Origin of the sequence: Microcoleus sp. D2_18a_D3 (genome assembly GCF_036702455.1) — a bacterium.
In the GTDB taxonomy this organism is placed as follows: domain Bacteria; phylum Cyanobacteriota; class Cyanobacteriia; order Cyanobacteriales; family Microcoleaceae; genus Microcoleus.
This window is the reverse complement of the sequence record NZ_JAUBTK010000004.1, coordinates 87918-113840: the sequence shown is the minus strand read 5'-3', so window position 1 is coordinate 113840 and position 25923 is coordinate 87918. Positions and strand designations below refer to the sequence as shown.

19 protein-coding genes are annotated in these 25923 nt (G+C 43.8%); 11 read left to right on the top strand and 8 right to left on the bottom strand.

Going from position 1 to position 25923, the window contains the following annotated elements; all coding sequences use genetic code 11:
• Positions 1-161: 161 nt before the first annotated feature.
• The 5 genes from QUB06_RS03670 to QUB06_RS03650 all read left to right on the top strand — a co-directional run bounded on the left by QUB06_RS03670 (position 162) and on the right by QUB06_RS03650 (position 5741).
• On the top strand, positions 162-2003 hold the full coding sequence (locus QUB06_RS03670; RefSeq protein ID WP_333434155.1) for a hypothetical protein: 1842 nt from the start codon (positions 162-164) through the stop codon (positions 2001-2003).
• A 172-nt stretch (positions 2004-2175) separates the two neighbouring features.
• Positions 2176-3276 (top strand): hypothetical protein, encoded by a 1101-nt coding sequence (locus QUB06_RS03665; RefSeq protein WP_333434154.1) that lies wholly within the window; start codon positions 2176-2178, stop codon positions 3274-3276.
• A 128-nt stretch (positions 3277-3404) separates the two neighbouring features.
• Entirely contained in the window at positions 3405-3926 is a 522-nt protein-coding gene (locus QUB06_RS03660) for a hypothetical protein (RefSeq protein ID WP_333434153.1), read from the top strand.
• Entirely contained in the window at positions 3923-4684 is a 762-nt protein-coding gene (locus tag QUB06_RS03655) for a glycosyltransferase family 2 protein (RefSeq protein WP_242724549.1), read from the top strand. Before QUB06_RS03660 ends, QUB06_RS03655 begins: the two co-directional genes overlap by 4 nt.
• Complete coding sequence (locus QUB06_RS03650; RefSeq protein ID WP_333434152.1) at positions 4677-5741, top strand: NAD-dependent epimerase/dehydratase family protein; 1065 nt, start codon at positions 4677-4679, stop codon at positions 5739-5741. The genes QUB06_RS03655 and QUB06_RS03650 overlap by 8 nt, the downstream gene beginning before the upstream one ends.
• 87 nt (positions 5742-5828) lie before the next feature.
• Here QUB06_RS03650 and QUB06_RS03645 read toward each other — a convergent pair whose 3' ends face one another.
• Both QUB06_RS03645 and QUB06_RS03640 read right to left on the bottom strand, forming a co-directional pair.
• Positions 5829-6452, bottom strand: coding sequence for a hypothetical protein (locus tag QUB06_RS03645; protein WP_333434151.1), 624 nt, complete (start codon positions 6450-6452; stop codon positions 5829-5831).
• A gap of 96 nt (positions 6453-6548) precedes the next feature.
• Complete coding sequence (locus QUB06_RS03640) at positions 6549-7151, bottom strand: Uma2 family endonuclease (RefSeq protein ID WP_333434193.1); 603 nt, start codon at positions 7149-7151, stop codon at positions 6549-6551.
• Positions 7152-7345: 194 nt separating this feature from the next.
• Here QUB06_RS03640 and QUB06_RS03635 point away from each other — a divergent pair, with 194 nt between their 5' ends.
• The gene (locus tag QUB06_RS03635) at positions 7346-7891 is read left to right on the top strand and encodes a Uma2 family endonuclease (RefSeq protein WP_333290094.1); all 546 of its coding nucleotides are present in this window, start codon (positions 7346-7348) and stop codon (positions 7889-7891) included.
• Between the two features lie 62 nt (positions 7892-7953).
• On the opposite strand, the gene QUB06_RS03630 is transcribed toward QUB06_RS03635, so the two are convergent.
• Positions 7954-8628, bottom strand: a complete 675-nt coding sequence (locus QUB06_RS03630) for a methyltransferase domain-containing protein (protein WP_333434150.1) — start codon at positions 8626-8628, stop codon at positions 7954-7956.
• 49 nt (positions 8629-8677) lie between these two features.
• Here QUB06_RS03630 and rfbC point away from each other — a divergent pair, with 49 nt between their 5' ends.
• The 4 genes from rfbC (at position 8678) to QUB06_RS03610 (ending at position 13078) form a co-directional block, all read left to right on the top strand.
• Positions 8678-9223: a dTDP-4-dehydrorhamnose 3,5-epimerase gene (rfbC, locus tag QUB06_RS03625; protein WP_333434149.1), complete on the top strand. Its 546-nt coding sequence runs from the start codon at positions 8678-8680 to the stop codon at positions 9221-9223.
• Positions 9224-9225: 2 nt separating this feature from the next.
• The gene (gene rfbD / locus QUB06_RS03620; RefSeq protein ID WP_333434148.1) at positions 9226-10098 is read left to right on the top strand and encodes a dTDP-4-dehydrorhamnose reductase; all 873 of its coding nucleotides are present in this window, start codon (positions 9226-9228) and stop codon (positions 10096-10098) included.
• Positions 10099-10205: 107 nt separating this feature from the next.
• Positions 10206-12011, top strand: a complete 1806-nt coding sequence (locus tag QUB06_RS03615) for a hypothetical protein (protein WP_333434147.1) — start codon at positions 10206-10208, stop codon at positions 12009-12011.
• Between the two features lie 92 nt (positions 12012-12103).
• Entirely contained in the window at positions 12104-13078 is a 975-nt protein-coding gene (locus QUB06_RS03610; protein WP_333434146.1) for a glycosyltransferase family 2 protein, read from the top strand.
• A gap of 136 nt (positions 13079-13214) precedes the next feature.
• On the opposite strand, the gene QUB06_RS03605 is transcribed toward QUB06_RS03610, so the two are convergent.
• The 5 genes from QUB06_RS03605 to smc form a co-directional block, all read right to left on the bottom strand.
• Positions 13215-15047, bottom strand: coding sequence for a DUF6798 domain-containing protein (locus QUB06_RS03605; protein WP_333434145.1), 1833 nt, complete (start codon positions 15045-15047; stop codon positions 13215-13217).
• Positions 15048-15059: 12 nt separating this feature from the next.
• The gene (locus QUB06_RS03600) at positions 15060-17240 is read right to left on the bottom strand and encodes a hypothetical protein (protein WP_333434144.1); all 2181 of its coding nucleotides are present in this window, start codon (positions 17238-17240) and stop codon (positions 15060-15062) included.
• Between the two features lie 141 nt (positions 17241-17381).
• The gene (locus QUB06_RS03595; protein WP_333434143.1) at positions 17382-18404 is read right to left on the bottom strand and encodes an SGNH/GDSL hydrolase family protein; all 1023 of its coding nucleotides are present in this window, start codon (positions 18402-18404) and stop codon (positions 17382-17384) included.
• Positions 18405-18767: 363 nt separating this feature from the next.
• Complete coding sequence (locus QUB06_RS03590) at positions 18768-19796, bottom strand: PRC-barrel domain-containing protein (protein WP_333434142.1); 1029 nt, start codon at positions 19794-19796, stop codon at positions 18768-18770.
• Positions 19797-20248: 452 nt separating this feature from the next.
• Positions 20249-24139, bottom strand: coding sequence for a chromosome segregation protein SMC (smc, locus tag QUB06_RS03585; RefSeq protein ID WP_333434141.1), 3891 nt, complete (start codon positions 24137-24139; stop codon positions 20249-20251).
• A 364-nt stretch (positions 24140-24503) separates the two neighbouring features.
• On the opposite strand from smc, the gene murA reads away from it, so the two are divergent.
• Positions 24504-25919, top strand: a complete 1416-nt coding sequence (gene murA / locus QUB06_RS03580; protein ID WP_333434140.1) for a UDP-N-acetylglucosamine 1-carboxyvinyltransferase — start codon at positions 24504-24506, stop codon at positions 25917-25919.
• Positions 25920-25923: the final 4 nt, after the last annotated feature.

Sequence of the window (25923 nt, the reverse complement as noted above, 5' to 3'; positions counted from 1 at the left end):
GGGTTTCTAGGTGTTATGTTTTTCAACTTGTTTGTAGTAAGGAATGCAAGTCCCGCTCGGCTCAAACTATGAGGAGTAAAGTCTTCACTACCAACTTGATAAAAATTATTTAACCGGGTTTGATATAAAATGGTGATGGCAATCGGTGCGATCGCACTTTCATGAAAAAAATCATCTTATTTACTTTATACCTAATTCCTGTTGTCCTGTTAATCGGATTTGTAGCGAATTTTAGTGTTAACGTTCCCGTTGATGACGAGTGGAGGTTAGCGGGTCTTTTTCAAAAAATAGCTGCGGGAAATGTAACTTTTAACGATTTTTGGGGTTTGCACAGCAACCACCGAATACTTTTCCCTAAAATAATTATTGCGGAGCTGGCTTTTGCTTCCCGATGGAATATTAATTATCAGTTGTGTGTCAGCATAGGTTTGGCTGGGATAACTTTTATCGCTATGTACAAGTTATCCTCAATGCAAGTTAAGAATGTCGCGGATGATTTGTGGCATTTAGCTAATATTTTAACTTGTATTTTGCTTTTCTCTCTAGTTCAGCACGAAAACTGGCTTTGGGGATTTCAATTAGCGTGGTTTTTTGTAAATTTATGTTTTGTAGCTGCGGTTTATGCGCTGGTTTCACATCACAAATTATTGCCTAATATTAGAATCTCTATTGCTGCTGTATTCTGCTTTTTTGCTAGTTTTTCGCTCGCTCAAGGCTTGCTGTCTTGGTTGGCTGCGATTCCGGCTGTGGTGGCTTTGGAGGGAAATGCAGCGCAGAAACGAAAAAGAGCGATCGCATGGATGCTGCTGTTTGTGGCAACTTGTGCTGTTTACTCAATAGATTATCATCCTAGTCGGAAAGCAAGTATTATTTCATTGTTGAATCAGCCATTTGTAGTTATTGATTACTTTTTAAGTTTGCTGGGTTCGCCAATTGTGCGATCGCCTGGAATCTCGGCATTAGTAGGATTGCTAATATTTGCAAGCTTTGTATTTTTTGTAGTTTATTTTGGTCAAAAGATTGTATCACGTTCGGTAGCTTCATCTGTGAGTGCTAACTCAGAAAAGCAATTTCAAGTCCCGGCGATTCCTTCCTCCCTCGCAATGACAGATAGGAATGATATTGGTGAGAATTATGAGGCTTTACCTTGGCTGTCCATAGGTTTTTTTTCTGTTTTATCGGCTCTGTTTATTACGGCTGGTAGGGCTGAATTTGGGGCAATTCAGGCGCTCGAATCGTCGAGATATACGACTAATTCAATTTTGCTATTAATTGCTGTGGTTCAGCTAGGGCAATTGTTTGTCCGAGGTAATTATCAAGAAACAAAAGCAACGTTAAAACGGAATTATAAATTTATTTATCGCGTAGTTGCAGGGCTGTTAATTGCCACAATTATTGTTAACTCTCAACAGGCGATCGCCCAATCTCGCTCAGCACTTATTTACAAACAAGGCGCTCAAGATTGTTTGCAGTTAATTAACTATCTGGAACCCTCTAATTTTTTCGATAATTCGCCGGAAAGCTGTTTGAGGGTGCTGAGCAAAAAAACTTGGCTGGTGAGAGAAGGCGCTGCAATAATCGACAAAATAGGTTGGATAAAGTTCGCGAAAAATGTAGAGTTTATTTCTAATACCAAGAAAGTTTACGGTTATTTAGACAAACCTCAAACTAGCGATAAATCCTTGACTGTTAAGCAAAATGATGCTGTCAAGGCTGCTGGTTGGGCGGTTTTGCCAGAAAAATTACAACAGCCGAATATTGTACTGCTATCTGTCGGGGACAAAAAATCTTTTTTTGCTAACGCTTATGTAAATTTGGACAGTCCCGACATCGCTAAGAGTTTAAAATCTGAGTTGTACAACAATGCCAGGTGGGCTGTTGATTTGTCGGATAATAATTTGTCCATCGCCCAAACTGAAATTAAAGCTTGGGTGTATAATCCTGTGGACAACCAATTTGTCAAATTAAAGGGAGAGGAGCAAGTGAGAGTCGAGGAACTCTAAAAAATTCATGCAAGAGATTTTTTGGTTTCGCTCAACTTGTTACTCAAGTCCTGTTATGATTTAGAACAGTTTATCACTGTTATCCGTAAACATAGAACACAACCTCTCGCTTGTTGCCTTAATCAAGCACTTGAATCATTACTCTTTTCTCTTTCCTGTCCAAGCAAACATAATGAAAAAAAGTACCTTACTGATTCTTTATCTGATGCCTGTGCTCTTAGTAATTTGGTTTGTAGCTGCTTTTAGCGTCAATGTTCCCTTTAGGGATCAATGGGCATTAGTCCCTATTTTTGATAAAGTGACGGCTGGAACTTTAACCTTTAGGCCTTTTTGGGCTTTACATAGTAACCACCGGATACCAGTCCCAAAAATTATTATGACTATACTCGCGTTTATATCCCATTGGAATATCAATTATGAAATATGTTTTAGCATTTTTTTATCTCTCATAAGTTTTGGTATCCTCTATAAAATCTCTGAGACCACAGCCAAGGGTGTGAGCGCTCGTCTGTTCCATTTAACAAATATTTTAACCTGCTTGTTGGTCTTTTCCCTCGTTCAAGAAGAAAACTGGCTGTGGGGGTTCCAATTAGCATGGTTTTTGATTAATTTATGTGTTATTTTAGCAGTATATTGGCTGAATAAAAAATCCCAAATATCTGCTAAAATGAGAATATTTTTAGCAGGCATATTCTGTTTCGTTGCTAGCCTTTCATCCGCCCACGGCCTCCTCTCTTGGCTCGCCATCATCCCTTCATTATTTGCCTTAGAAGGAACAGTAAAGGAAAAAATCCAGCGATTGCTAGGATGGGTGAGCCTTTGGGTAGCTTTATTGGCTATCTATACAATTAATTATCATCCTAAAAATGCTAATTACAAAATAGATTCTTTGCGAGAAGAGCCATTCCTCCCATTCCATTACTTTTTTAGCTTACTCGGTGCGCCAATTGTCCGATTGCCGATAGTTTCAGCGGTTATAGGCTTAGTCATTTTTTCCGGTTTTATTGGTATAGTTGTCTATGTTATCAAAGTTATAAAAACCTCTCAGTTCAAGTTTGTGCCTATCACAGAATTAACACCCTGGCTATCAATTGGTTTGTTTTCTCTGTTATGTTCTCTTGCAATTACGATTGGTCGCGTGCGATACGGGGTCGAACAGGCTTTTGAATCGAGATATACGACAACTTCTCTGTTGTTAATCATTGCTTTTGTTCAGATTTTTAATATATTAAATTTTAAAAAGAGTAAAAAAATACAACTTTTGCTAACCTGATTTATCCTGTTTTTACGGTTATTTTAGCTGGTACAATCACGATAAACTCTGGATTTGCAATTGCCAAAGCTCAAGGTGATCTTCCCTACAGATCAAGCATCAAAACTTGCTTAGAGCTAATTAATTATATGGAAAAATCTCCATTTCACGAATCAGAAGATAGCTGTCTCTTTCTGCTCAGTGGTGAAAAACCTTTGTTCGTTAGAAAGCGTGCAGAAGTCCTCGATCGAATTGGGTTTAGACATTTCCCCAAAGACGTAGCTTTTATTACCAATAATAGCGAAAACTACGGCTATCTTGACCACCCCCAGACAATAGATAAACCCTTAGTTGTCAAAAGCAATGATCGCATCCGGGTGACAGGCTGGGCAATTCGCCCAGATCACCAGCAACAACCCACACTCGTGCTACTATCATTAGCAGACAAAAAATCATTTTTTGCCAATGCTTGTGTCACTCTGGATAGCCCTGATGTAGCCAAGGCGTTAAGGTCTAATCAGTATAGTCGCGTGAGGTGGGCTGTTGATTTTTCGGCGAAGAATTTGCCGATCGCCCAAACGGAAATTAAAGCTTGGGTGTATAATCCTGTGGACAACCAATTTGTCAGGTTGCGTGGTGGCGCTAGGATAAAAGTGGAGGATGAGGAGTGAAAATTTCTGTGATTATACCAGCTCACAATGAGGAGGGCTGTTTGTACGGTACTGTGCGGGCGATCGCCCAGACGCTTGATTTAGAAGGCATTCCGCACGAAATTTTGATTGTGAATGACAACAGTGTCGATCGAACTATTGATATTTGCCAGGAGTTGTCAGAGACTTTTCCCACAGTGAGATACATCAACAATCAACCTCCCAACGGTTTCGGATTTGCCGTGCGCCGGGGATTGGCGGAATTTGACGGAGATGCGGCAGCAATTGTGATGGCGGATGCTTCCGACGATCCGATGGATTTGGTAGCAGGATACCGCAAGTTGCAAGAAGGATATGATTGCGTTTTTGGTTCCCGCTTTATCAAAGGCGGCTTTATAGTTGATTATCCAATTCACAAGTTAGCAATTAACCGCTTAGCAAACTGGTTTGTCAAAAGTATTTTCGGCTTGCGGTACAGCGATGTCACCAATGCTTTTAAAATTTACCGCCGAGAAGTAATTGAAGGCGTACAACCGATTTTGAGCCATCATTTTAATTTGACAGTGGAACTGCCTTTAAAAGCAATTGTTCGGGGTTTTTCCTATACGGTGATTCCTTTGAGGTGGTACAATCGGACTGCGGGTATTTCTAAACTGAAAATCAAAGAGATGGGTAGTCGATATTTGTTTATTGTCTTGTATGTCTGGCTGGAAAAACATCTCTCTCGCGGCGACTACCACCGGACTAGAAAGATAGCAAAATTAAAAGTGAATGCCTGAGAGAATTTTAATTGTTGGTGGTGCGGGTTTTATCGGCAGTTGTTTGGCAATTGGCCTGAAGAAACTGCACCCGGAATGGCAAATAATTTGTTTAGATAACCTGCGTCGCCGGGGATCGGAATTGAATCTGCCTCGGCTTAAAAGTTGCGGGATTGAGTTTGTTTACGGGGATATTCGCACAGCGGCAGATTTAGATCCAGTTGCACTCAATGCTGACTGCATTATAGATTGTGCTGCGGAACCTTCTGTGCTGGCTGGTTTTAGTTCGCCACAGTACGTTTTGCAGACGAATTTACTGGGCACTGTGAATGTTTTGGAGTTGGCGAGACAAACGGGTGCGAGTTTGCTGTTTTTGTCTACGAGTCGGGTTTATCCGATCGCCAGTGTCAAATCTGTTAAGCTGTTGGAATTGCCGAATAGATTTGCGATCGCCCCTGAGCAAACTTTACCCGGTATATCGGAGTTGGGCATATCAGAAGACTTCCCATTAAAAGGACACCGTTCGCTTTACGGAGCAACTAAATTAGCTTCGGAATTGCTGATTGAGGAATACAGGGAAGCATACAATGTGTCGGCAATTATTAACCGTTGCGGGTTAATTACCGGTGCTTGGCAAATGGGTAAAGTCGATCAGGGAGTTTGCGGTTTGTGGGTGGCGGCTCACTATTTTCAAAAGTCGCTGAGTTATATCGGTTTTGGCGGCAGTGGGAAGCAGGTTAGGGATTTACTGCACGTTGAAGACTTGTTGAGGTTAGTTAATTACCAGTTAGAACATTTTGCTGAATTTGACGGCGAAGTTTTTAATGTTGGCGGCGGTGTGAGCAACAGTCTTTCTTTGGTTGAGACAACTGATTTGTGCCAAAAGATTACCGGAAAATCGATTTCAATTAATCCTGTTTTGGAGGAACGCGCGGGGGATATTCCGATTTTTATTACTGATTCTTCTAGGGTGATGGAGAAAACAGGATGGCGGCCTGTTATTGGGCCGGAAGCGGCTTTGCAGGATATTTATGATTGGATTGCTGCTAATGAGGTGGTTTTAAGTTCGATTTTGTAGGGAGTTTTTTAATGGCAGATTGCAAATAGTATGGTGCGTCGCTATGGGAAATTTCGCCACTATTTGAGTGACTAGAACCGACGCACCCTACGGCGAAATTTCATCCCCGTCTAAAATTCCCACCATTATTTTCATTAAATCCTCTAAATCGTCAGGCACTTTAAACAAATTGATATCTTGAAAAATAGTGTGCTGATTTCGGTCTAACTTGCCAAATCGCCAGACATCTCCCATTGTCACCGCACCGTAAAAGATATTTTGCTCTTCAACGTGAGACATCGCAATCAATTCTACAGCTAGTTGGGTAAATCCTCTAGTCATATCGTCGTTCTTTGCTTCAATGACTAGCAATTCTCGCTCGGATTTTACGAAATAATCTAAATTTCCCTTTAACCAGCTATTAACGTTGAGAGTATACTCAAATCGCAGTTGACATTTGCAGTACCGGATGATGTCCAACAAAACTGGCGATACTAATGATTCTCTTCTAGCTGTTTCGCTGCTGAGACTGACAAAAAATAAAGTTTCTTTAATTCTTTGTTTGAGAAAAGCTATTTCTGCCAGTTCTCTAGAGGTATGCGGCAAAGACAGCTCAGTTTTGATCAGCGAGTAATCAAATTCTGCTAAAATTTGATCCGTTTCGTAAGGTAACTCAAAGTATGAACGAAATGTATATTCTCGACCTTCCTGTAAGATTTTTTGCTTGGTCATTCTGTTTGAAATCGCAATGTATTTGTTTGTACATTATATATCAATTTTTCCAAGCTTAGAAGATGAGGAATAGCCATTTTTAACAGGACTCAGCATTTATCCCCAAACTTCTGTCAAATCCAAGACAAACCCCGGCAACACATCTTCACCGGACAAAGTAACAGGATTTTCCAGCACTTCTACATCTTGATTTTGCCTGTAAATTTCCACCTTTCTGTTTTTTCTATCTATCAACCAACCTAAACGAGCGCCATTGTTCATATACTCTTTCATCTTGGCTCGCAGCGGTTCCATGTTGTCAGTTTTAGAACGAAGTTCTACCACAAAATCAGGACACAAGGGAATAAAGCTTTCTTTTTGTTTTGGGGTGAGTGCATCCCACCTTTCTTGACGCACCCAAGCTGCATCGGGAGAGCGATCGGCTCCATTGGGCAGGTGAAAACCAGTAGAAGAGTTAAATGCTTCTCCTAATTTAGTCTGGCGGTTCCACAACCAGAGTTGTCCTTCTATACTGAGATTTCTCTTTCCTGTTTCGCCTCCGGTTGGTGGGTTCACGATTAATTCTCCTGTGGCTGTGCGTTCTAATTGTAACTCCCGATTGGCGCTCGCCAATTCAACGAACTGTTCGTGGGTAACGGTGAGTGTTAGTGTTAGTGGAATATTGACTGGAAGGGCAGCGGATGATTGAGTTTGTGTCATCATTTTTGTCCTCAAGGTGATGCTTTAATGGCAGCTTCATCCTAATTGGACAAAGCCAGAAATGCGGGAGACTTTGTAACTTTTATGATAACACTTAAAAGTGCCATCTACAAAGTGCGATCGACCTTTTGTCAACCAAAGCTCGATCGCATCTGGTATCATAGAAAAAAAGTTCCCCGCCCAGACGCAAAAACATGATAACTTCTACAGTTGTTGCCCCATCGAAAATCTACTCTCTAGAAGCATGGATGGAAAGTCCACCGGATCTGCAAGAGTGGGTTGATGGCGAATTATTGGAGAAAAATGGCATGACTCTCAAGCATAGCAGAGTGCAAGGAAATCTTTACTTTTATTGGAGAACGTACAAAGACTCTAGCGGACAAGGAGGGGAGGTTTATACTGATGTTCCCTGCCGCACAAACAACCAGGGGCGCTATCCTGATGTTGCCTACCTTCCCCCGGAATTAGCAGCACAATTTGGCAATCTCAAAGTGCTGCCGCAAAGTTTTCCTTTATGTGCTGAAATTGTTTCACCAACAGATTTGGCGGAAGATGTAATTGCTAAAGCTACAGAATATTTAGAATCGGGAAGTGAGGAAGTTTGGCTGGTATATCCTGAAAACCAATGGATTATTGTAGTAACAAAACAAACCAGAAGCATCTTTATTGCTGGGGAATTTGTTACCACTCAAATTGTTTTACCGGGTTTTAGTATTCCAGTAGATGAGTTATTAAAATGAGCGCTTTCCCTACATTCTCATTTTCAGCCTCCGACGGCAAGTGTCGATATTGAGGAAGATACTCACTTGTTGGGTTTCGATGCTTTAACAAACATTTGCCCTCCCAAAAAACGCCACAACAAAGGCAATTTTAAGTAAATTTTTAACAGCAAGGGCGAGGCCGGTCTGCCTTTCGTCGAAAAGGGCAAAAATCTCGGTACAATCAGGTCAATTTCAAACCCGACAGTTTGTAAAAGCTCTTGTAGCGATAAATGCGTTATCGGTAATTGATGGTCGATAAAATCGTAGTATTCCTTGTAGGAATATTTAAAATTAGGCTGAATTACCAACAGAGAACCGCTAGGCTTGAGGGCCTCGAAGCAAAAAGAGATAATTTCTACAAGTTCCTCTTTGTTGCGGAGGTGTTCAAAAAAGTTTGAGATAAAAATGCGATCGAACTGTTCGGTAAAAGATGTGTGAGTATCCAAATTTAAGACATCAATATTAAGCACATTTACATCAGCATTAGCAAATAACTTTGAATCGGGATTCAGATCAATTAAATATTTTTTTTTAGCCCGAATTTGATTTATAAACTCGCAGTAACCGCCGCCAATATCTAAAACTGCTGATTCGGGAGGAACATAATTTTGTAAAAATTCGTCAATTAAAACTTTCCAGAGTGCCACCTTCGCTTGGATTTGTCGCGAATCAAAGCGGTTGGCATACAACTTTTTGAGATATGTGTCAGTTTTCATAGTAAAATAGCCTAGACTGAGTATGAGTTTATCACGGTCACAGCTAACTATGAATGTTATATCTACTGAAATACCGGAAGTTTTGATTATTGAGCCGAAAATTTTCGGAGACGATCGCGGTTTCTTTTTTGAGAGTTTCAATCACAAAGTTTTTGTAGAAAAAACAGGCGTGACGGCCGAATTTGTGCAAGACAATCATTCCAAATCCTCTAAAAATGTGCTGCGCGGTTTGCACTACCAACTGCAGCAGCCTCAAGGCAAATTGCTGCGGGTAGTTGCTGGCGAAATATTTGATGTAGCGGTGGATATTAGACAAAGTTCGCCGAATTTTGGAAAGTGGGTGGGGTGTTTGCTGAGTGCAGAAAATAAACGGCAATTTTGGGTGCCGGCGGGATTTGCACACGGTTTTTTAGTGGTTTCGGAGACTGCTGAAGTTTTGTACAAAACTACAGATTATTATGCACCGGCACACGAGCGGTGTATCCTGTGGAATGACCCCGATTTGGCGATCGACTGGCCGCTAGATGGTGCCCAACCAATCTTATCAGCTAAAGACCAAGCTGGACAAACATTGAAAACAGCTCAAGTGTTTTGATTATGAAAATTTTACTCGCAGGCGGCAGCGGGCAGCTAGCTCAAGAATTGCAGCCGATTTTATTATCTTCGGGAGAGGTAATTGCGGTCGATCGCACTCGCCTCGACTTATCCCAACCGGAAAGCATCCGTCAAGCAATGGCTGAAATTCAACCGGATTTAGTCGTCAATGCGGGTGCTTACACTGCGGTAGACAAAGCAGAAAGCGAACCGGAATTAGCAAACGCAGTCAACGGTATTGCACCAGGAATTATCGCAGAAGAATGCGAAAAACTGGGAGCAAGTTTGATTCACTTTTCCACTGATTATGTATTTGACGGCAGCCACGGTTCTGCTTATCTGGAAACAGATTCTACGAACCCGCTGGGAACTTACGGCAAATCTAAATTAGCAGGCGAGGAAGCAATTCGGAAAGCGGGAAACCGACATATTATTATTAGAACCGCGTGGGTTTACGGCAATGGTGGCAAAGGTAATTTTGTCAAAACCATGCTGAGGTTGGGAAAGGACAGGGAAGAAATTCGAGTAGTAGCCGATCAGATCGGAAGTCCTACTTGGACGGGCGATTTAGCGGAGGCAATTTCGCAAATTATTCCTCTGCTTGGGCCAGAAAGTTTTGGGACTTACCAGTACACTAACAGCGGAGTTTGTAGTTGGTACGATTTTGCGATCGCCATTTTTGAGGAAGCAGCACAACTCGGCTTTCCTCTAAAAGTTCAGCGCGTAATTCCCATCACGACCGCCGAATACCCGACACCCGCAAAACGCCCCGCTTTTTCTGTCCTCTCTACGGTAAAAATATCAGCACTTCTAGGCACGTATCCTCCCCACTGGCGGCAAGGGCTCAGACAAATGCTGGCAAGAGAAGTGAAATAAAAAAATTGAGGAAAACTCAATACGCGAGGGCGGGTTTTGTTCATGAGTTACCTGTTATACGCAAAGTTTCTCGCCTAAACCCGCCTTTACCAATTAAAACTCTCCCCATGTCTGAATTTATGAAAATCAAGCAACAAGATATTTTAATTGCCGCATCAGTTCTCGGCATTCTCATACCAGCATCATATATTTTGTACTTGATATCGCAAGCAGGAGACTTGTCTAATTTTGATTATTGGTGGATGACGTGGAATTTTTATTCAGTAGACGGTTTCTCTACAAATCCTTTTAATTGGATATTTCGGGCGAACGAGCATTTTGTCTTGATTCCGGCAATTATTTATGGCTTGAATATAGCTATCACCCAAGGTTCAAATATTGGTTTGTGTTTAGTTGCCTGGTTTTTGGCTTGGATTCAGTGCCACATATTAATTGCTCTGCTACCGTTAAATTTGAGGCGTTTTCCGCTGCAATTTATTTCGCTACTGCTTTGCATTTCTATTTTTAATTTTACTCCGGCGGCGGCTCACAATTGGATGCGGGGATTCAGCGGCGTTCACTGGATAATTGCTAATTTATTTGTGATTTGTTCGATATTTTGTTTGCAATCCTATGTGACGCTTTTGTCAAGTAAGAGGGAGGCGGAGCCTCTGGATATTCATTCCCAGGCAGAGCCTGGTAACGAGTTTGTAGGGGCGGCGCCCCATTTACAAAATAAGTGGGTAATTGGCAGCATTGTTTTTGGCATTTTAGGCTGTATTAGTTACAGCACTCCTTTAGCAGTGTGGCCGATATTGTGTGCTGCTGCTGTTGTGCTGCGTTTTCCTCGGCGAATAACTTATTTGTATTTCATTGCTGCGATTGCAGTGATTGGGATTTATTTTTTAACTTATAAAACTCCATCTCATCACCCTTCTTTAACTAAAATTAACCCCCTCAAAACTATCGAATATATTCCCACTTATCTCGGCGGAATTTTTAGCGAAAATATTATTGTTGCTTCAATTATTGGTATAATTGGTTTGATGGCAGGGACTGGTTTTGTGGCTTATTGGCTATTTGTAAAAAAGGTAGATCGCCCGGATTGGCTGCCTTGGCTATCAATCCAACTTTACACGCTGCAAACGGCGTTAATGGCCGCGGTTAGTCGATCGGGATTTGGCGTCGAACAGGCCACCGCTTCCCGCTACGCCACACTTCCAGCCTTGTTTTGGATGAGCACAATTGTGCTGACAGTATTGTGGGTGCGCGAGTTGCAGCCAACACCAAGAATTCAAGGGCGTTGGCTGACACCGCTGTTTGCAGTCGCCACAGTCGCGATTATTTTAATGTACGGCGTGGGAGGGGAAACTGCAATGGCGATCGCCCGCAGAGCAACCTATCAACCGTTAGTAGCATTATCACTGCAATTAGGCATCACCGACGTAACGCTAATTAAAGACCGCGTAGGCAACAAACCTGCCGCTTTTATCGGATTAATCGACGCCTTACAAACTAACAACTTAGTGCCATTTAACCGAGACATCAAAAAACACAATTTCTGTGCAGCATTAGACACAAAAATCGACCCAAATTTACTGTCAGCGCCCAAAGACGGAGTACCCGGATATTTTGATACAGTAACTAAACTCGCGCCCGCCGCCTCCAGAGTAATTGGCTGGGTAGGAGACCCCGAAAACAATGTAAAATGTATTGCCATTCTCAACCAAGAAAATGTCGTTCGAGGTTTTGCCATGTCAGGATTTCCGCGCCCAGATTTAGTTAACTTGTTTGGCCCTTCCTACGAATTCGCAGCTTGGAGAGGATACATTCAAACATCACCAACCGATAAATTATTAACAGCCTATGCCTCCTTTAAAAACCGCAAAGGTTGGGTCGCATTGCGAAACTCCCAAGTTATCAATAAAAACTAAAAAACCTCTCTTTCTCGTCCTCTGCGTCCTCTGCGCCCTCTGCGGTTAATAAAAAAATCTCATTTACAACACAAATGAAATAGAATAGCCCTATGCCAAAACATCTCAGCTTCGTCATCCCAGTTCACAACGAAGAAGCCACCCTAAAATTGCTGTTTGAAAAAATCAAACTTGTCATGTTCCAAACAGGAATTGACAGTTACGAAGTCATTTTCATAGATGACGGTAGCCGCGATTATTCCTGGCAAGAAATCACTGATTTAGCCAGCCAACATCCCAAACTAATTAAAGCGATTAAAATGCGCCGCAACTTTGGCAAATCCGCCGCACTTTCAGCAGGATTTCGCAATGCCGCAGGGATAATTATCTTTACTCTCGATGCTGACCTTCAGGATGACCCCGCTGAAATTCCCAAGTTTTTACATCATTTAGAATCGGGATTTGATTTAGTTTCTGGTTGGCGAAAACAGCGGAACGACCCGCTTTCTAAAACTTTACCTTCCAAGCTGTTTAATGCCGTTGCGTGTTTGCTGACTGGGGTACAAATGCACGATATGAATTGCGGTTTTAAAGCTTACCGTAGGGAAGTTTTGCAGTCGATTAAATTGTACGGGGAATTGCACCGTTACATTCCGGCTTTAGCAAACAATTTAGGGTTTAGAATTGGGGAAGTAGTTGTCGAACATCATCCGCGAAAGCACGGAAAATCAAATTACGGCTGGGAACGTTATGCGCGGGGTTTTATTGATTTGTTGACGGTGTTAGCCACGACGCAGTATTTACACAAACCGGGTCATTTGTTTGGAGGTTTGGGGTTGTGTTTTGGCTTGGTTGGAACTGTTTCGCTGAGTTATTTGATAGTTATTTGGTTTCTGAATTGGGCGGGGATGAATTTTGGGCCGATCGGGAATCGACCTTTGTTATTTTTTGGTATTTTGTGTACAATTCTGTCGGTGCAGTTGATTTCTTTGGGGATTTTAGCTGAGTTGATGGCGCGGAATGTTGATGCTGATTATGTGGATAAGCAAATTAGCGAAATTATTGATGATTCGGGTTTTGATATTTAACCGCAGATTAAGGCGGATTAACGCTGATTAACGCAGATAAATCGGATCTAGAAGTTGCTTAGAGACAAGCAAAGTTTGTCTCTGCAGACTAAGATAAAAGTCATATTTGGATTTAACAAGTTTTACCAATTACCTATTATCTAATTTTAAACAGTATCCATTTGCCTTCTTGCTCTACTATTTCTCCGTCAATATTTGGATGCCAATCGCTGCGAGTCAGGATATAATCGGCCTGATAGTTTCTGGCTAATTTGACTAAATCTGCACTGCTGCGGCGGATGAAAAAGTCATTTCCTCCCCAGATCATTTGCGGGTTTAAGGGAACCCCTAAAACAGCTTCCATGCGAGTTTGCCATTCTTTGATGCCTTTTTCGGTAAAGGGAAAGTTCTTGAAGTTGACGACAATCGCTCTTTCGGAGAAAAACTGGAAGCTGGTAACTGAGGGAGGAATTAATACGAGTGAATCGCGGCTGCTAATTTGCGAAAATCGCACAGCTAATCTACTTAAGTCGTCTCTGGGAACGGCATTGATATTAACTCTTGTTTGAAATACATTTAATATAGGTTTGGGCAGAATTCCTGCTAGGCCAAAAACTAAGGTGGCGGTAGTTATTAAGGCTAATGTGTGAGTTAGAGTCTGTTTTATAGATGTAGCTAGGGATGTTTCTTCTAAAATGAATGGGAAGGCGAGGATTGAGAAAAAGATTGGGAGGCTAATTATTCGATCGCCCATTATTTCCCATGAATCAGTCACCGGATATATCAAGCTAAAAATTACTGTCCCTGCTGCTAAAATCCACAACAATATATTATATCGTTTGGAAAATACGTATTTTTTTGTTGGCCACACTGATAATACTAGGAAAATGATACCCCGAAAAGGCAAAGTTAGTACAGCTAACAGCAACAAGCTAATAGCTATTTGTTTGTATCTGTAAAGTCGATCTACCGTCAAAGCAACAGCAATAAATATAATTAATTGAGCAAAAGGTACGGTTCTAGCTAACTGTAGTTTGGCGATAAAAGCCACTGGGTAAATTTCTACAAATATGTAATTTAGAAACAGTCCAAAAATGGATGTACCAACAATTATATAAAAATTAACCTTGTCTTCTTTTCGCAATAAATCGGAATTTTTGATGCAGAGCAAGCCGCCAATGATGAAACATATAAAGTTGAACCAACTCCAAATACCCCAATTTGACGGGAGGATGTGGTGGGGGTTGCGGACTTTCGCGTGAATGTAGACAAAATCAGCGTTGTCGATAGTGTGAGTGCTGGTAGTACCTGTTAATAACATCGGTACGTAAACGATACTAGCCATTGCTGCTAAAAGTGCGATCGCCCAAATCAGTGTTTTAAACTTCCGCTGTCTTACAGATTCAATAAATAAAACGGGAACCATCATCAATCCCGGCAACAAACCAACTAAAAATTGCAGCAAACAGCCCAGTCCAAAACAGAAATATCCAGTCAGCCATTTCTGCCGCAAACAAAAGTAAATTCCCCAGATTGCGAAACCCATTGCGAAGGTACTGGGTACTGATTTGGTGGAAAATATCAGCGTGTTACCAACATCTGTAAATGAAGCGGCTATACATAAAAAAGCCATCGCTGCGGCAGGCAGTTTGGAATTAGTATAGATATTGATAATTGCGTAGCAAGCTAGGATAAATGAACCGAAGGCTAGAAATTGATAAATAAAATGCGCTAGGGGAATGCTTGTGCCTAAGTTGGCGAGCAAATAGATAATATAATAATAGTAGTACCTGGGATTAAATTTAACCATTTCCTGAACGTAATAGTCATTTTTGTATAGTTCAGGATTTAACATAAATTGAATTGGCGGCACTTCGGGAAAATTGCCTCCAATGGGGAAAATATAGCCAGTTGCCATCAGAGAGCCGATGATGACAAAAGTATAGAGAGATAGATTAAAATACCAGTGGGATTTTGGATGTTTTTGCATTGACGTTTCAACTTACCTACTGACAGCTAAATTGTTAATCTCCAGTTGGCATTGGTTTGTTAAATCCTGTTGGCTGCTACTCAATACCTCAAGCAGCAGATAAATGGGATTTTTGCCCTCAACTAATAGATTTAAGCCGATCGCACTTTTTTGACTGTAAGCCATCTCTGCTGAGTCTACTAATTTACCTTGCTTGTCCCACAAAGTCAAGCGCAGGGCAATTCCCGGACATTGTTTGTTAGGTAAATTGAGTTTGCCGGTAACTTTCGCTTTGTCTGAGATGGAACCTAAATACAGGAAAGATGTATCGAGTTTCTTGCTGTTTTTAATTGGATGAGTTACAATATTGTATAGGTTATCCGATTGTTGAGTGACCGAATAATTGGCAGTTGTGTAGATTGATTGATGCAAACTAATCCAATCTAACTGCGTGCCCGGTCGATCGACTATTTGCCGCTGCATCGCATCCAGAGTCCTAACTGCCGTTGCTGGATCAGTCGGCCGCATCCTCCGGTAAATGCTGACAGTCACGCCGTTTTCTAGCTTAAACTGTTCCGGTAGCAATTGGAAATCGCGGGCAATTTCCCAGTTTTGAGTAAAGGCATCGTACACAACTTTAACAACATCTTGTTCGTGCGATCGCAAAACTTGTTCGTCAGTCGGTAACACCTGCTGAAAAGGCACAGCAACCACCGCATATTGTGACTGCAACAACTCCGGTAGCGGGTAAGTATCGCGCGAGTCAATTTGCGGCCTCCCGATTGTATTTAATCTCCACCAACCCTCCGGCGGATTTAATTTTCGGTTGGCTTGTCGCAGGATGTTAGCATTAAAACTGTTAGAAGCACCGGCAATATAAATCGGTTCTTCATTCGGTGCTAATTTTCGCAGAAACTCTACTAATTTTACAACTTCGTCGTAGTCCGATCGCACTAACGGCGGAAAATTACCCACAAACAGTCTTGACAAATCAATTTTGAGAGGGATTAACCCGACTGCGGCATTCAAAACCAGGTACAAACCCGCCGCGCCTACCATGAAATACCGGACTTTTCCCTTGAGTGTCAGCCAAGTTGTCCAGAAAAATGTGGATAGTCCTAAAAGTGCGATCGGTGTAATATGAATTGTATAGTGCAAGTAGCCGTAACGCAACACTAACAGCCATTCAATCAGCGACAAAACCCCAAACAACGAAACAAAAATAGCCGCCGCCGGAACCAGCCTTCGAGTGAGAATTCCCGCAGAAAAACCAATCAGTACCAGCAGCCAAGTTCCCAAACCGTAAAAATCGGCATAACGAGTTAAAATATCATTTACAGGCAAACTCCAAGCAACATACAAATTGCGGTAGTCAACCGTCAGAGCACTGCGAGTAAAATCTCCCGCTACCAACATTAAAATAGTCAAGCTAGTTACAGCTATTAAGCCCAATTTGATGCCGGATTCAAACAAGCCTCTGTAGGCAAGCGGCACTGTTGCGTCCTTGTCTTTTGGAGACGACAACGCCGTTTCCTTACGGTATATTAGTACAATAAACTCGATGAAAGCCTGTAAAGTCGCTGCACCAAAAAATGCGATCGCACTATAAGCAAAATGGCGCCGCAACAGAATCGCCGCCGCCAGCAAAAACCCAATTAACGGGATTTTCCACCAAGATTTCAGCTTAACATCCTGCAAATAAACCCAAATTGCCAAGGCTACAAACACACAGCCGCCAGTATCCAGATATCCCCGCAGAGTCGGTATCCAACTCATCGGAATTAATAAACTCAGCAGCACAGTTGACCAAAACACCCGGCGGGGATAAACTGGAATTAGCTTTGCAGAAATTGCCCCCAGCAACAGGCGAAACGGCAGCACATAAATCAGGGATACGCTGAGAATGTAACTCAGGCGAGACTCGCCAAATAACAGAATAAACGGCACTAACGGCAAAGAGATTAATAGATTTTTTTCTTTAGATAGCGATTCTATAACTCCGCGCCATGCTTGATCTGGCGAGTCTCGAAATAAATTCGCCGTGTTGACTGTAGCGGTATTGTATCCCGCGTAATCCCACCAATAAAAAGTATGTTCGCTAGATACATAGATTGATGTTACTGCAACTGTTACGAGAACAAGTAAAAATAGGAAAAACCCATCACTGAGAAAATTTCTAGGCAATTTAAAAGAAACAGCATCAAATAATCCCATCAGTCTAGCAACCCTAAATCAATTGTATAGTCCTGGAAGCACGGGTAGTCAGAAACCGGGTTTTTTGCCAAAATATTGCATCAAAGCCTTTAATTTCGGCAAAAACCCGGTTTCTTTGGTATGGATGCGCGTCCCAGATTGTTACCTTAAAACAGTACCTTGCAAAAAACCTGCCAACTTTTCTGCATATTGCCGATTCGCGATCGCACTTGGATGAAGGTCATGAGGTAAATTATTATTGGCAGGTATTTTCAAATCAACCGAAATATCCGCCGTAGCAATTCCCTCCTGACTTAACTCCTCCAACATCTTAGCAGAACCCGCATTAATTCCCGCCACAACTAACTTAACACCATTAGCCTCAGCCACACGGTTAAACTCTTGAATAATTGCCTTAGAAACCTCGTGACTTTTGTACAATCCCTCTTCAAATTGATTGTAATTAACCTCCAAAAAATGGCTTAAGGCAGAAACCCGCATCAGGGGAAACTCGTGATATTCAAGCTTTGCCATTTTGTAGGTAAAATTATTTTCTCCATTCAGCCTAGCATCGGGCTGGAATAAAATACCCAGTTTATTCCAAGCAGCCATTTGCTTTCTTCTCGCCCTTAACAAAGTATTGCGGCGGTCATGAAAACCCGCATAAGCAATCACCGCAATTTTGGGTTTATTTCCTTGTTTGAGTGCTTCTTTAAATTGAATCAACGAGTGCAGCGTGCCGTAGCCGTTAACGCCAAAATTCACTATTTCATATTTGGGTAATTTCTCTTGCAGCAGCCAAGCATAAGTTTCGCTGTCATTCAATGACCAACCGTAGGTAAAAGAACAGCCAAAAATCCAAATTTCTGGCTTTTTTGACGATAAATTGTAAGTATTGAGGGGATGTGTTATTCTTAAACTATTATTGAGGTGAGTGGCATTAAATGAGTAATTGCCGTTAAGTGTCACCTTGAATTTACCCGGCAAATGTTTGTAGCCGAGTTCCGAGTCTTTAGTGAAAAAGTTACCTTTTGGTTCGACCGCAACATCAACATTTTCTATTTGCCAGGGTTTGTATCCCGCAACTCGCAAGACGATTTCAGCCGTGGTGGTAGATAAAAAAATTGGAAAAATTAGATATGTTATTAATCTGAAAATAGAGGTTTTAATAAAGTCTTTTTTCATAATTTATCGTAGGGGCGGGTTTCACCAACCATATCGCCGTAAGACCAACAATATAATAAACCCGCCCCCGCCCAACGAATAATCGGAATCTACATTTTTTTGGATCATCTCGAACATCAGGTTAATCTAGATTATCGGCTGTGTGGGGGCGGGTTTATCTAAATTGTTTGTGAACCTCAAATATTGTTGGTAAAACCCGCCCCTACAGGCAATTGTAGGGTTTATTTAAATTGTTTGTGAACCTCAAATATTGTTTGTAAAAGCCGCCCCTACAGGCAATTGTAGGGGCGGATTTCACCAACTATCTATGTCTAAAACAAACAATCTCGTAAATCCGCCCCCGCCCAACCGATAGATTAATTCCTAATAACCAGGCTCTTCCTCGTACTCAGGAGTCTTAGTCTTCTCAGGGATATTCACCCGAGGAGGCTGGTAAGGCTTCGGCGCCTCATCGTCAGCCCAAGCATCCGCCTCCACATCATCCTCATACTCGTACTCCACCACCGGCTGCTTCGGGCGAGAAATCTCAGGGCGAGTGTACTGCGGCTTCTCCTCGTACTCCTCCTCGTAATCGTCCTCCTCACCGCCCCAATTATCCTCTTCGTAATCGTCGTAATCGTCGCTTATTGGCTCAGGCTGCTGTGCCTGCACCGCGCGCATGGGCGGCTGGCGAACAGCAGGCCGATTCCACTCTAAATCCTCATCCCAAGGAACTTCCTCCACCGCAGGCGCGGCTACCCGGCTCCGCATTTCCGGTGCAGGTATCCGCACGCCCGGGCCCAATTGATTTCCCGTAGCCACGGGTTTCGGATAATAACCTGCCTCGTCCTCTTCCCGTTCCCAAGGTGCTTGGCCCAAACCAACGCGCTCCAGCAAACCCACACTAAGCTGCCTGAGCCTTTCCTCGGAACCTTCAAACACAATCAAGCGATTCGGGCCACTGCTGACAATTTCTTCAATCCCCAACTCGTAAGTGCTGAGAACTTGGTCGGGGATTTGGGGGATTCCCAAGGAAGCGATAATTATAGAAACTAACTTACCGTCTTCGGGATCGAACCTAAAGCCCCGCACCCTACCCAAAAGTTCGCCGGTTTCGGTAATAACTTCGCTGTTAATCAAAATGCTGTAGACTTCAACATCAACATCATCTTCGATCGCGCTCTCATCTTCCACCAACAGCACGTCGCCGATTTCACTGACATTGCTGAGGAACATAAACTTCGGCATTCCAGCGACCGCGAATATATTATCTCGCAGACCGATCGCCACAACTTCCCGCCGATCGATGTCCACCCACAATTGACTAACCACCCCCAAGCGTTTACCTCTGTCGCGGGTGATGACTTGAGTGCCGAGAATATCTGAGCGTTGGCAAATTTGTTCTGATGTCATTCTAAGTTTAGTCCTGATTTATCATAAAAATGGGCCTAAAACCCCCGTGCTTCTAGCACGGCTTTGCTGTATGCTTGTAGTAGTGGAAAGGTAATCAACCACTCTAAAAACCTAGCTGTCAAAAGACAAAGCGCTGAACCTTGAAAATTGAATCTAAGCGGTTCTACTGCATTTTTCTAGACTCCATCTCGCAGTAGGTAAAAGATTCAGAGGAGCTAGACAAACAGCATTTGAAGCGAATTTGCTTCAAACTGAAACAGGACTTGCCTAAAAGCAAATAGGGTAGGGCATACCCGAATTAACTCTTGGGGAGAGTCCCACCTCTGGGCTAGAGACTTCAAGGAATCTAGTTTAAGTGGTCTCGGTGAGCCAAGAATCCTCGTACCTTCAGGTCGAGGAGTGTCAATAAGTACATATATCACTCAACACGATCGTCAACCGACACTCCGGCACTACAACTTCAGTCCTATGACTTGAGTATAAGCTCCCCGCGCTTGAGTAACACCAATTGTACGCTCAGCCGATTGAATCATAGGTCGCCGCAAACTCACAACAATAAACTGGGCTTGTTCAGACTGTCGTTTTATCATTCTAGCTAATCGCTCCACATTTGCCCCATCCAGAAACATATCCACTTCATCAAAAGCGTAAAACGTAGACGGGCGGTAGCGTTGCAGCGCAAAAATAAAACTTAGCGCCGTCAAAGATTTTTCGCCTCCAGACATGGAAGCCAGCCGCTGTACGGGTTTTCCCTTCGGGTGAGCCACCAAATTCAAGCCACTGCTGAAGGGGTCTTCCTGGTCATCTAGCTGGAGATAGCCATCGCCTTCGGAAAGTTCCGCAAAAATAGTCTGGAAGTTCTCGTTAACCGCGTCGAAAGCTTCTTTAAAAGCGCGCCGCCTGAGCGTGGTAAAATTTTCGATTCTCAACAGCAGTTCAGTGCGTTCTCCTTCCAATGTCGTCAATTTTTGACTCAATTCTAGAAGGCGTTCTTGAGTGCGGTTGTACTCTTCCAAGGCTAGCATATTGACAGGTTCTAAAGCTTGAATGCGTTTGGCGATCGCCTTTACTTCCTGCTGCAATTCCGTCAAATTGGCTTTCTCGACATTTTCAGGAATCGACGGCACGGGGTCGGGCATTTCCGCCCGCTGCGCTTCCAATAGAGTGCGGATTGCGCTCAATTGTTCCCGGCGTTCTTGCTGAGTTTCGTGGAGTTTTTGCAACTGCCATTGTAACTGTTGTTTGGCTAAATGCTGTTCTCGCAGTTGAGATTCCGCCCGATCGCGCTCTCCCTTCTGCACGCCCAATTTTTCCTCAATTTCCCCCAAAGCCGCCTTAGCTTCGGTAATTTGTCGATCGAGTTCTAACTGCTGCGAAACAATGCGATCGAGTGCATCCGCACCCACATTTTGCTGCACTTGCCATTCCTGCAATTTCTCGCTGCCTTCCTTAATTTTTTCTTCCAAACGCCCGAATTGATTTTCCAAGTCTACAAGGCGCTGCTGGACGTTTCTCAGAGCCAATTCTCGCTCTTGGAGTTGCGCTTCTAGAGCGCGCAAACTCGATTGCATTTGCTGCCATTCGCTGTGACTGTTGGACTCTTCCAACTGCGCCAAAGTTTGGCGGTATTGCTGCAATTGAATTTCCTGTGCGGGCAATTCTCTCTCCAGCAACTGCAATCTCGATCGCGAATTAGTTAATTCCTGCGTATTTTTCGCAATTTGCGATCGCACTTGTTCCTGTTGCGCTTGCAAATTCTTAATTTCTGAATCCAACTGTTCCAAGCGCAACTGATGTTCGCGCAAATTTTGTTTCGCTTCCATCAATTCTTGGCTGCGAGTTTTGACTGCAACAGAAGCGCGATCGATCGCAATTTTGCACCGTTCCAAAATCCGCTCAATTTCCTCCAACCTTTCTTGCAGAGATGCGATCGTCCTGGCTTCACTAGCAGCCTCACTAGCCTCAACCGTGCCAAAATGCAAAGTAGATCTATTCGTAGAACTTCCCCCAGTCATCGCCCCGCTAGTTTCCAAAATTTCCCCGTCCAAAGTGACAATCCGGTACTGTCCCAAATAGCGGCGGGCGTCGCTGAGGTTACTAAACACAACCGTACTGCCAAAAACGTAAGCAAAAATTTCTTGATACCGCGAATCGCAATCAATCAAATTAACAGCCGCATCCACAAATCCAGCCGCGCGCCGCAAATTTTCATTCACCGAATATCTGCCGCCCCTAATCTTATTCAAAGGCAAAAACGTCATCCTTCCCGCCCGTTTTTGTTTCAGCAATTCGATCGCAGCAGCAGCCACGCTGTCATCTTCCACCACCATATTTCCCATACGCCCGCCCGCGGCAATTTCCAGCGCCAACTGATAGCGCGGTTCCACCCTGCCCAGTTGAGCCACCAAGCCGCAAACTCCGCCAATTCCGCTTTGCGCGACAATTTTTGCAGTAAACGTTCCCGTCGCTTCTTGCAGTGCTTGAAACTGCACTTCTAGTTTGTCTAATTTGCGCTGTCTTTCCCGCTGTTCTTCCAACAAACGAGTTTGAGTTTCCTGTTGCAGTTGCAATTCTTGTTCGGCTTCGACTAAAATCTGAGTCAGCGATTCTACTTGCAAAGATGCAACTCCTTTGGTTTCCACAAGGCGAGATTGCTGCTCTTTTTTCGCGGCAATTTCCTGATCCAATACTTGCAGCGATTGGTTTTGTTCTTGAATTTGACTTTGCAGGCGATCGGCTCTTTCTCCGATAGTAGCTTGTTCTGTACGCTGCGGTTCCAAAGTTTGTTGAATTGTTTCGATTTGGCGGTGCAGTTCCGTTTGCTGCTGTACCCAAACTTCGGCCGTCGAGGCGATCGCGTTTGCAACTTCCCGACTCTCATCTAAACTTTGCTGGGCTGTATCCCGCTGTTCCTGCAAAGTTCCTGTTTGAGACTTAACATAAGATATTTCAATCTCAATTTGCTCCAAACTTTGCTTAAATTGCCGAACTTCTTCCTCGGTTTGTGCTATATTAGCAGCCATTTGCCCAGCAGTTGTTTCCAAATCCTGTTTGCGGTTTTGCAGTTGCCGCCGTTCCGCTTCCTGAGTCGCAATCGTCGCTTGCAAAGCCAACAATTCCGACTCCCCCAAAGCTTTAACGCGGGCATTCAGTGCGTCAAGTTCGGCGGTTGCTGCTTGAATTTGGGTGCTAATTGCTTGCAGTTGTTCCGTGAGAGATGCCGAAGTGCGATCGCCCGTTTCGATTTGTTCTCGCAGCTTCCATTCTTGTTGCTGCAATTGGCGGAATTTCAGCACAATTTCCCATTGCGACTTTTCTTGAAATTCCGCCCGCAATTTTTGATATTTTTCCGCTTTTGTGCGATCGGAAGCAAGTCTATCGCGCTGAGAAATCAGCTCTTTTTCTACAATCCGGCTGCGTTCTTCCACCTCCTTAACTTCATCCAACTTCTGCCTAGCTAAAGAGATTTTGCGATCGAACTGAGCCACACCAGCTAACTCGTCAATGATTTCTCTGCGTTCCTTAGAATTCATCGAAATAATGCTGGTAACGTCTCCTTGCAGCACGACGTTATAGCCTTCGGGATAAATTCGCAAGCGGTTGAGTTGTTCGTGAAGTTGAGTCAGCGTGCAAGGTTGGCCGTTAATGTAATAAGTTGAAGTGTAAGTACCTTGGCGAGTTACCCGAAGTTTGCGGGTTACACTCCACTCATCCGATTTTGGATTTTCGATTTTGGATTTTCGATTGGTAGCGAGTAGTTGTCCGTTGTTGTCTTGAGTTGCTGCGATTTCAATCTCTTCTACGTCTTCAACAGATAACTCTTCCGATTTTCGATTTTCGATTTTGGATTTTCGATTGACAGGAAGTGATTGGCCGTTGTTGTCTTGAGTTTCGGCAGTTTCTATCCCTTCGACTTCTTCAACAGATAGAGGCGATTTTTGATTGACAGGAGATGATTGGCCGTTGTTGTCTTGAGTTTCGGCAATTTCTATGCTTTCGACTTCCTCTGCTGCAACAGATAACTCATCTGCTGCATTTTCCTCCTCATCTTCATCCTGGGCGAACCATTCCTCCCCCACATCTTCCAGCGCAAACGTCGCAGTCACGCTAGCTTCGATCGTACCGCGTTTGTTTTGGGCGCTGTTCACCAAATCCGGCAAACGTTCAGCCCGCATTCCCTTAGAACTCGAAAGTCCGAGACAAAACAGCAAAGCGTCGAGGATGTTGGACTTCCCAGAACCGTTGGGCCCGGAAACCACAGTAAAACCGGGCAGCACGGGAATGGCCGTCGTACCGCCAAAAGATTTAAAGTTAGTCAGTTCGATCCGTTTAATGTGAACCATGTGCTAGGAGTAGCTTTGGCTCTAGGTTGTTGTCACAGGTTAGCACAGGGAATGGGGCGATCGACAATCTATAAACTTTCACCCATTGTCGATCGAACCGATATCTTACACCTTTGTCAACAATTCAGCCGGCTTTTACTTCAAAAGATCGTTGACAAAGGTACAACATCTGCGATCAGATCGACCGCTACAAATGAATGTAAATTTTGATACAGATAACTCCATAGACTCGATCGACATTATTTGTGCGCTAAAATCTGAAAGCCTTGTCCAGAGTGAATGCCAGCAAATATAACTCCGGGAATTCCTAATGTTACCCCTAGACATATAAAAACTTTCCGGTAAAATCGAACCAAAATTAATAATGTATAAAGTAACGAAGCGAATTATGGAGGGCAAACCCATTACACCAGCTCAGAACTCATCTAACCTGCCAGCTTCACCTGAAAGCGACCAACAAGTATTGCAAATTTGGGGTCGCCAGCCCCTTAAAGGACACGTTAAAATCAGCGGCGCCAAAAACTCGGCCTTAGTTGTCATGGCAGGAGCCCTGCTATGCCCAGAGGATTGCCGTCTCCGCAACGTTCCCGGTCTAGTCGATGTCGCCCGCATGGGGCAAATTCTCTCGGCTGTAGGAGTCAAATTACAGCAGCACGGCGACGTTTTAGACATCAACGCCAGCAACCTCATAGACGCTCAAGCCCCCTACGAATTAGTCAGCCAACTGCGGGCGAGCTTCTTCATCATCGGCCCACTGCTAGCGCGTTTGGGATTTGCCAAAGTGCCCTTGCCCGGTGGGTGCGCCATCGGCGCCCGACCGGTTGAACTTCACGTTCGCGGTTTGCAAGCCCTCGGTGCCGAAGTCCACATCGACCACGGCACGGTTCACGCTTACGTCAAAGGGCCGAACCGCCGCCTGAAAGGAGCCAAAATTTATTTGGACTACCCCAGCGTCGGCGCCACTGAAACTTTGATGATGGCGGCGACTCTGGCTGAAGGAGAAACCGTGATTGAAAATGCGGCTCAAGAGCCGGAAGTCGCAGATTTGGCGAATTTCTGCCGCGCTATGGGAGCAAAAATTCAAGGCGCTGGCACGAATACGATCGTCATTTCGGGAGTTCCTAAGCTGCACGCGGTAGACTATCCAATTATTCCCGATCGCATTGAAGCCGGAACATTTTTAGTAGCCGGAGCCATCACTCACTCGGAAATCAGTTTGTCGCCGGTAATTCCCGACCACCTGACCGCAGTCATTGCCAAATTGCAGACAATTGGGGCGAAAATTATTGCAGAATCCCCCGACATTTTGCGGATAGTTCCCGGCCAAACTCACTCGGCCACAGACATCGAAACTCTGCCTTACCCCGGTTTCCCCACAGATATGCAAGCTCAGTTTATGGCTTTGCTGACGCTGAGTGAAGGCGACAGCTTGATCAAAGAAACCGTGTTTGAGAATCGCTTGCGCCACGTAGCAGAACTCAACCGCATGGGCGCGGACATTCGCCTTAAAGGCAATGTAGCGATTGTGCGGGGAGTGTCGCGGCTGTCGGGTGCGCCTGTCGTGGCAACAGATTTGCGGGCTTCGGCGGCGTTAGTGCTAGCGGGACTTGCAGCCGATGGTGTCACCACCATCAGCAGCTTGCAGCACTTAGACCGCGGCTATGAGCAGTTAGAGGTGAAACTGCAAAAATTGGGAGCTAAGTTGCGGCGCGTCAAAGAGGGTACAGACCCGGCGACTGCTGAGGCTCCTGTCAATCCCGCGCGATCAGGTTTAAAGTAGTCAG

Excerpts from the sequence above, each read along its gene's own strand:
- murA (WP_333434140.1), top strand. The coding sequence starts at position 24,504 with ATGTATAAAGTAACGAAGCGAATTATGGAGGGCAAACCCATTACACCA.
- QUB06_RS03630 (WP_333434150.1), bottom strand. The coding sequence starts at position 8,628 with ATGAAAACTGACACATATCTCAAAAAGTTGTATGCCAACCGCTTTGAT.
- QUB06_RS03670 (WP_333434155.1), top strand. The coding sequence starts at position 162 with ATGAAAAAAATCATCTTATTTACTTTATACCTAATTCCTGTTGTCCTG.
- QUB06_RS03650 (WP_333434152.1), top strand. The coding sequence starts at position 4,677 with ATGCCTGAGAGAATTTTAATTGTTGGTGGTGCGGGTTTTATCGGCAGT.
- QUB06_RS03645 (WP_333434151.1), bottom strand. The coding sequence starts at position 6,452 with ATGACCAAGCAAAAAATCTTACAGGAAGGTCGAGAATATACATTTCGT.
- QUB06_RS03635 (WP_333290094.1), top strand. The coding sequence starts at position 7,346 with ATGATAACTTCTACAGTTGTTGCCCCATCGAAAATCTACTCTCTAGAA.
- QUB06_RS03610 (WP_333434146.1), top strand. The coding sequence starts at position 12,104 with ATGCCAAAACATCTCAGCTTCGTCATCCCAGTTCACAACGAAGAAGCC.
- QUB06_RS03665 (WP_333434154.1), top strand. The coding sequence starts at position 2,176 with ATGAAAAAAAGTACCTTACTGATTCTTTATCTGATGCCTGTGCTCTTA.
- QUB06_RS03600 (WP_333434144.1), bottom strand. The coding sequence starts at position 17,240 with ATGGGATTATTTGATGCTGTTTCTTTTAAATTGCCTAGAAATTTTCTC.
- rfbC (WP_333434149.1), top strand. The coding sequence starts at position 8,678 with ATGAATGTTATATCTACTGAAATACCGGAAGTTTTGATTATTGAGCCG.
- rfbD (WP_333434148.1), top strand. The coding sequence starts at position 9,226 with ATGAAAATTTTACTCGCAGGCGGCAGCGGGCAGCTAGCTCAAGAATTG.
- QUB06_RS03640 (WP_333434193.1), bottom strand. The coding sequence starts at position 7,151 with ATGACACAAACTCAATCATCCGCTGCCCTTCCAGTCAATATTCCACTA.
- QUB06_RS03595 (WP_333434143.1), bottom strand. The coding sequence starts at position 18,404 with ATGAAAAAAGACTTTATTAAAACCTCTATTTTCAGATTAATAACATAT.
- smc (WP_333434141.1), bottom strand. The coding sequence starts at position 24,139 with ATGGTTCACATTAAACGGATCGAACTGACTAACTTTAAATCTTTTGGC.
- QUB06_RS03605 (WP_333434145.1), bottom strand. The coding sequence starts at position 15,047 with ATGCAAAAACATCCAAAATCCCACTGGTATTTTAATCTATCTCTCTAT.
- QUB06_RS03590 (WP_333434142.1), bottom strand. The coding sequence starts at position 19,796 with ATGACATCAGAACAAATTTGCCAACGCTCAGATATTCTCGGCACTCAA.
- QUB06_RS03660 (WP_333434153.1), top strand. The coding sequence starts at position 3,405 with ATGGAAAAATCTCCATTTCACGAATCAGAAGATAGCTGTCTCTTTCTG.
- QUB06_RS03615 (WP_333434147.1), top strand. The coding sequence starts at position 10,206 with ATGTCTGAATTTATGAAAATCAAGCAACAAGATATTTTAATTGCCGCA.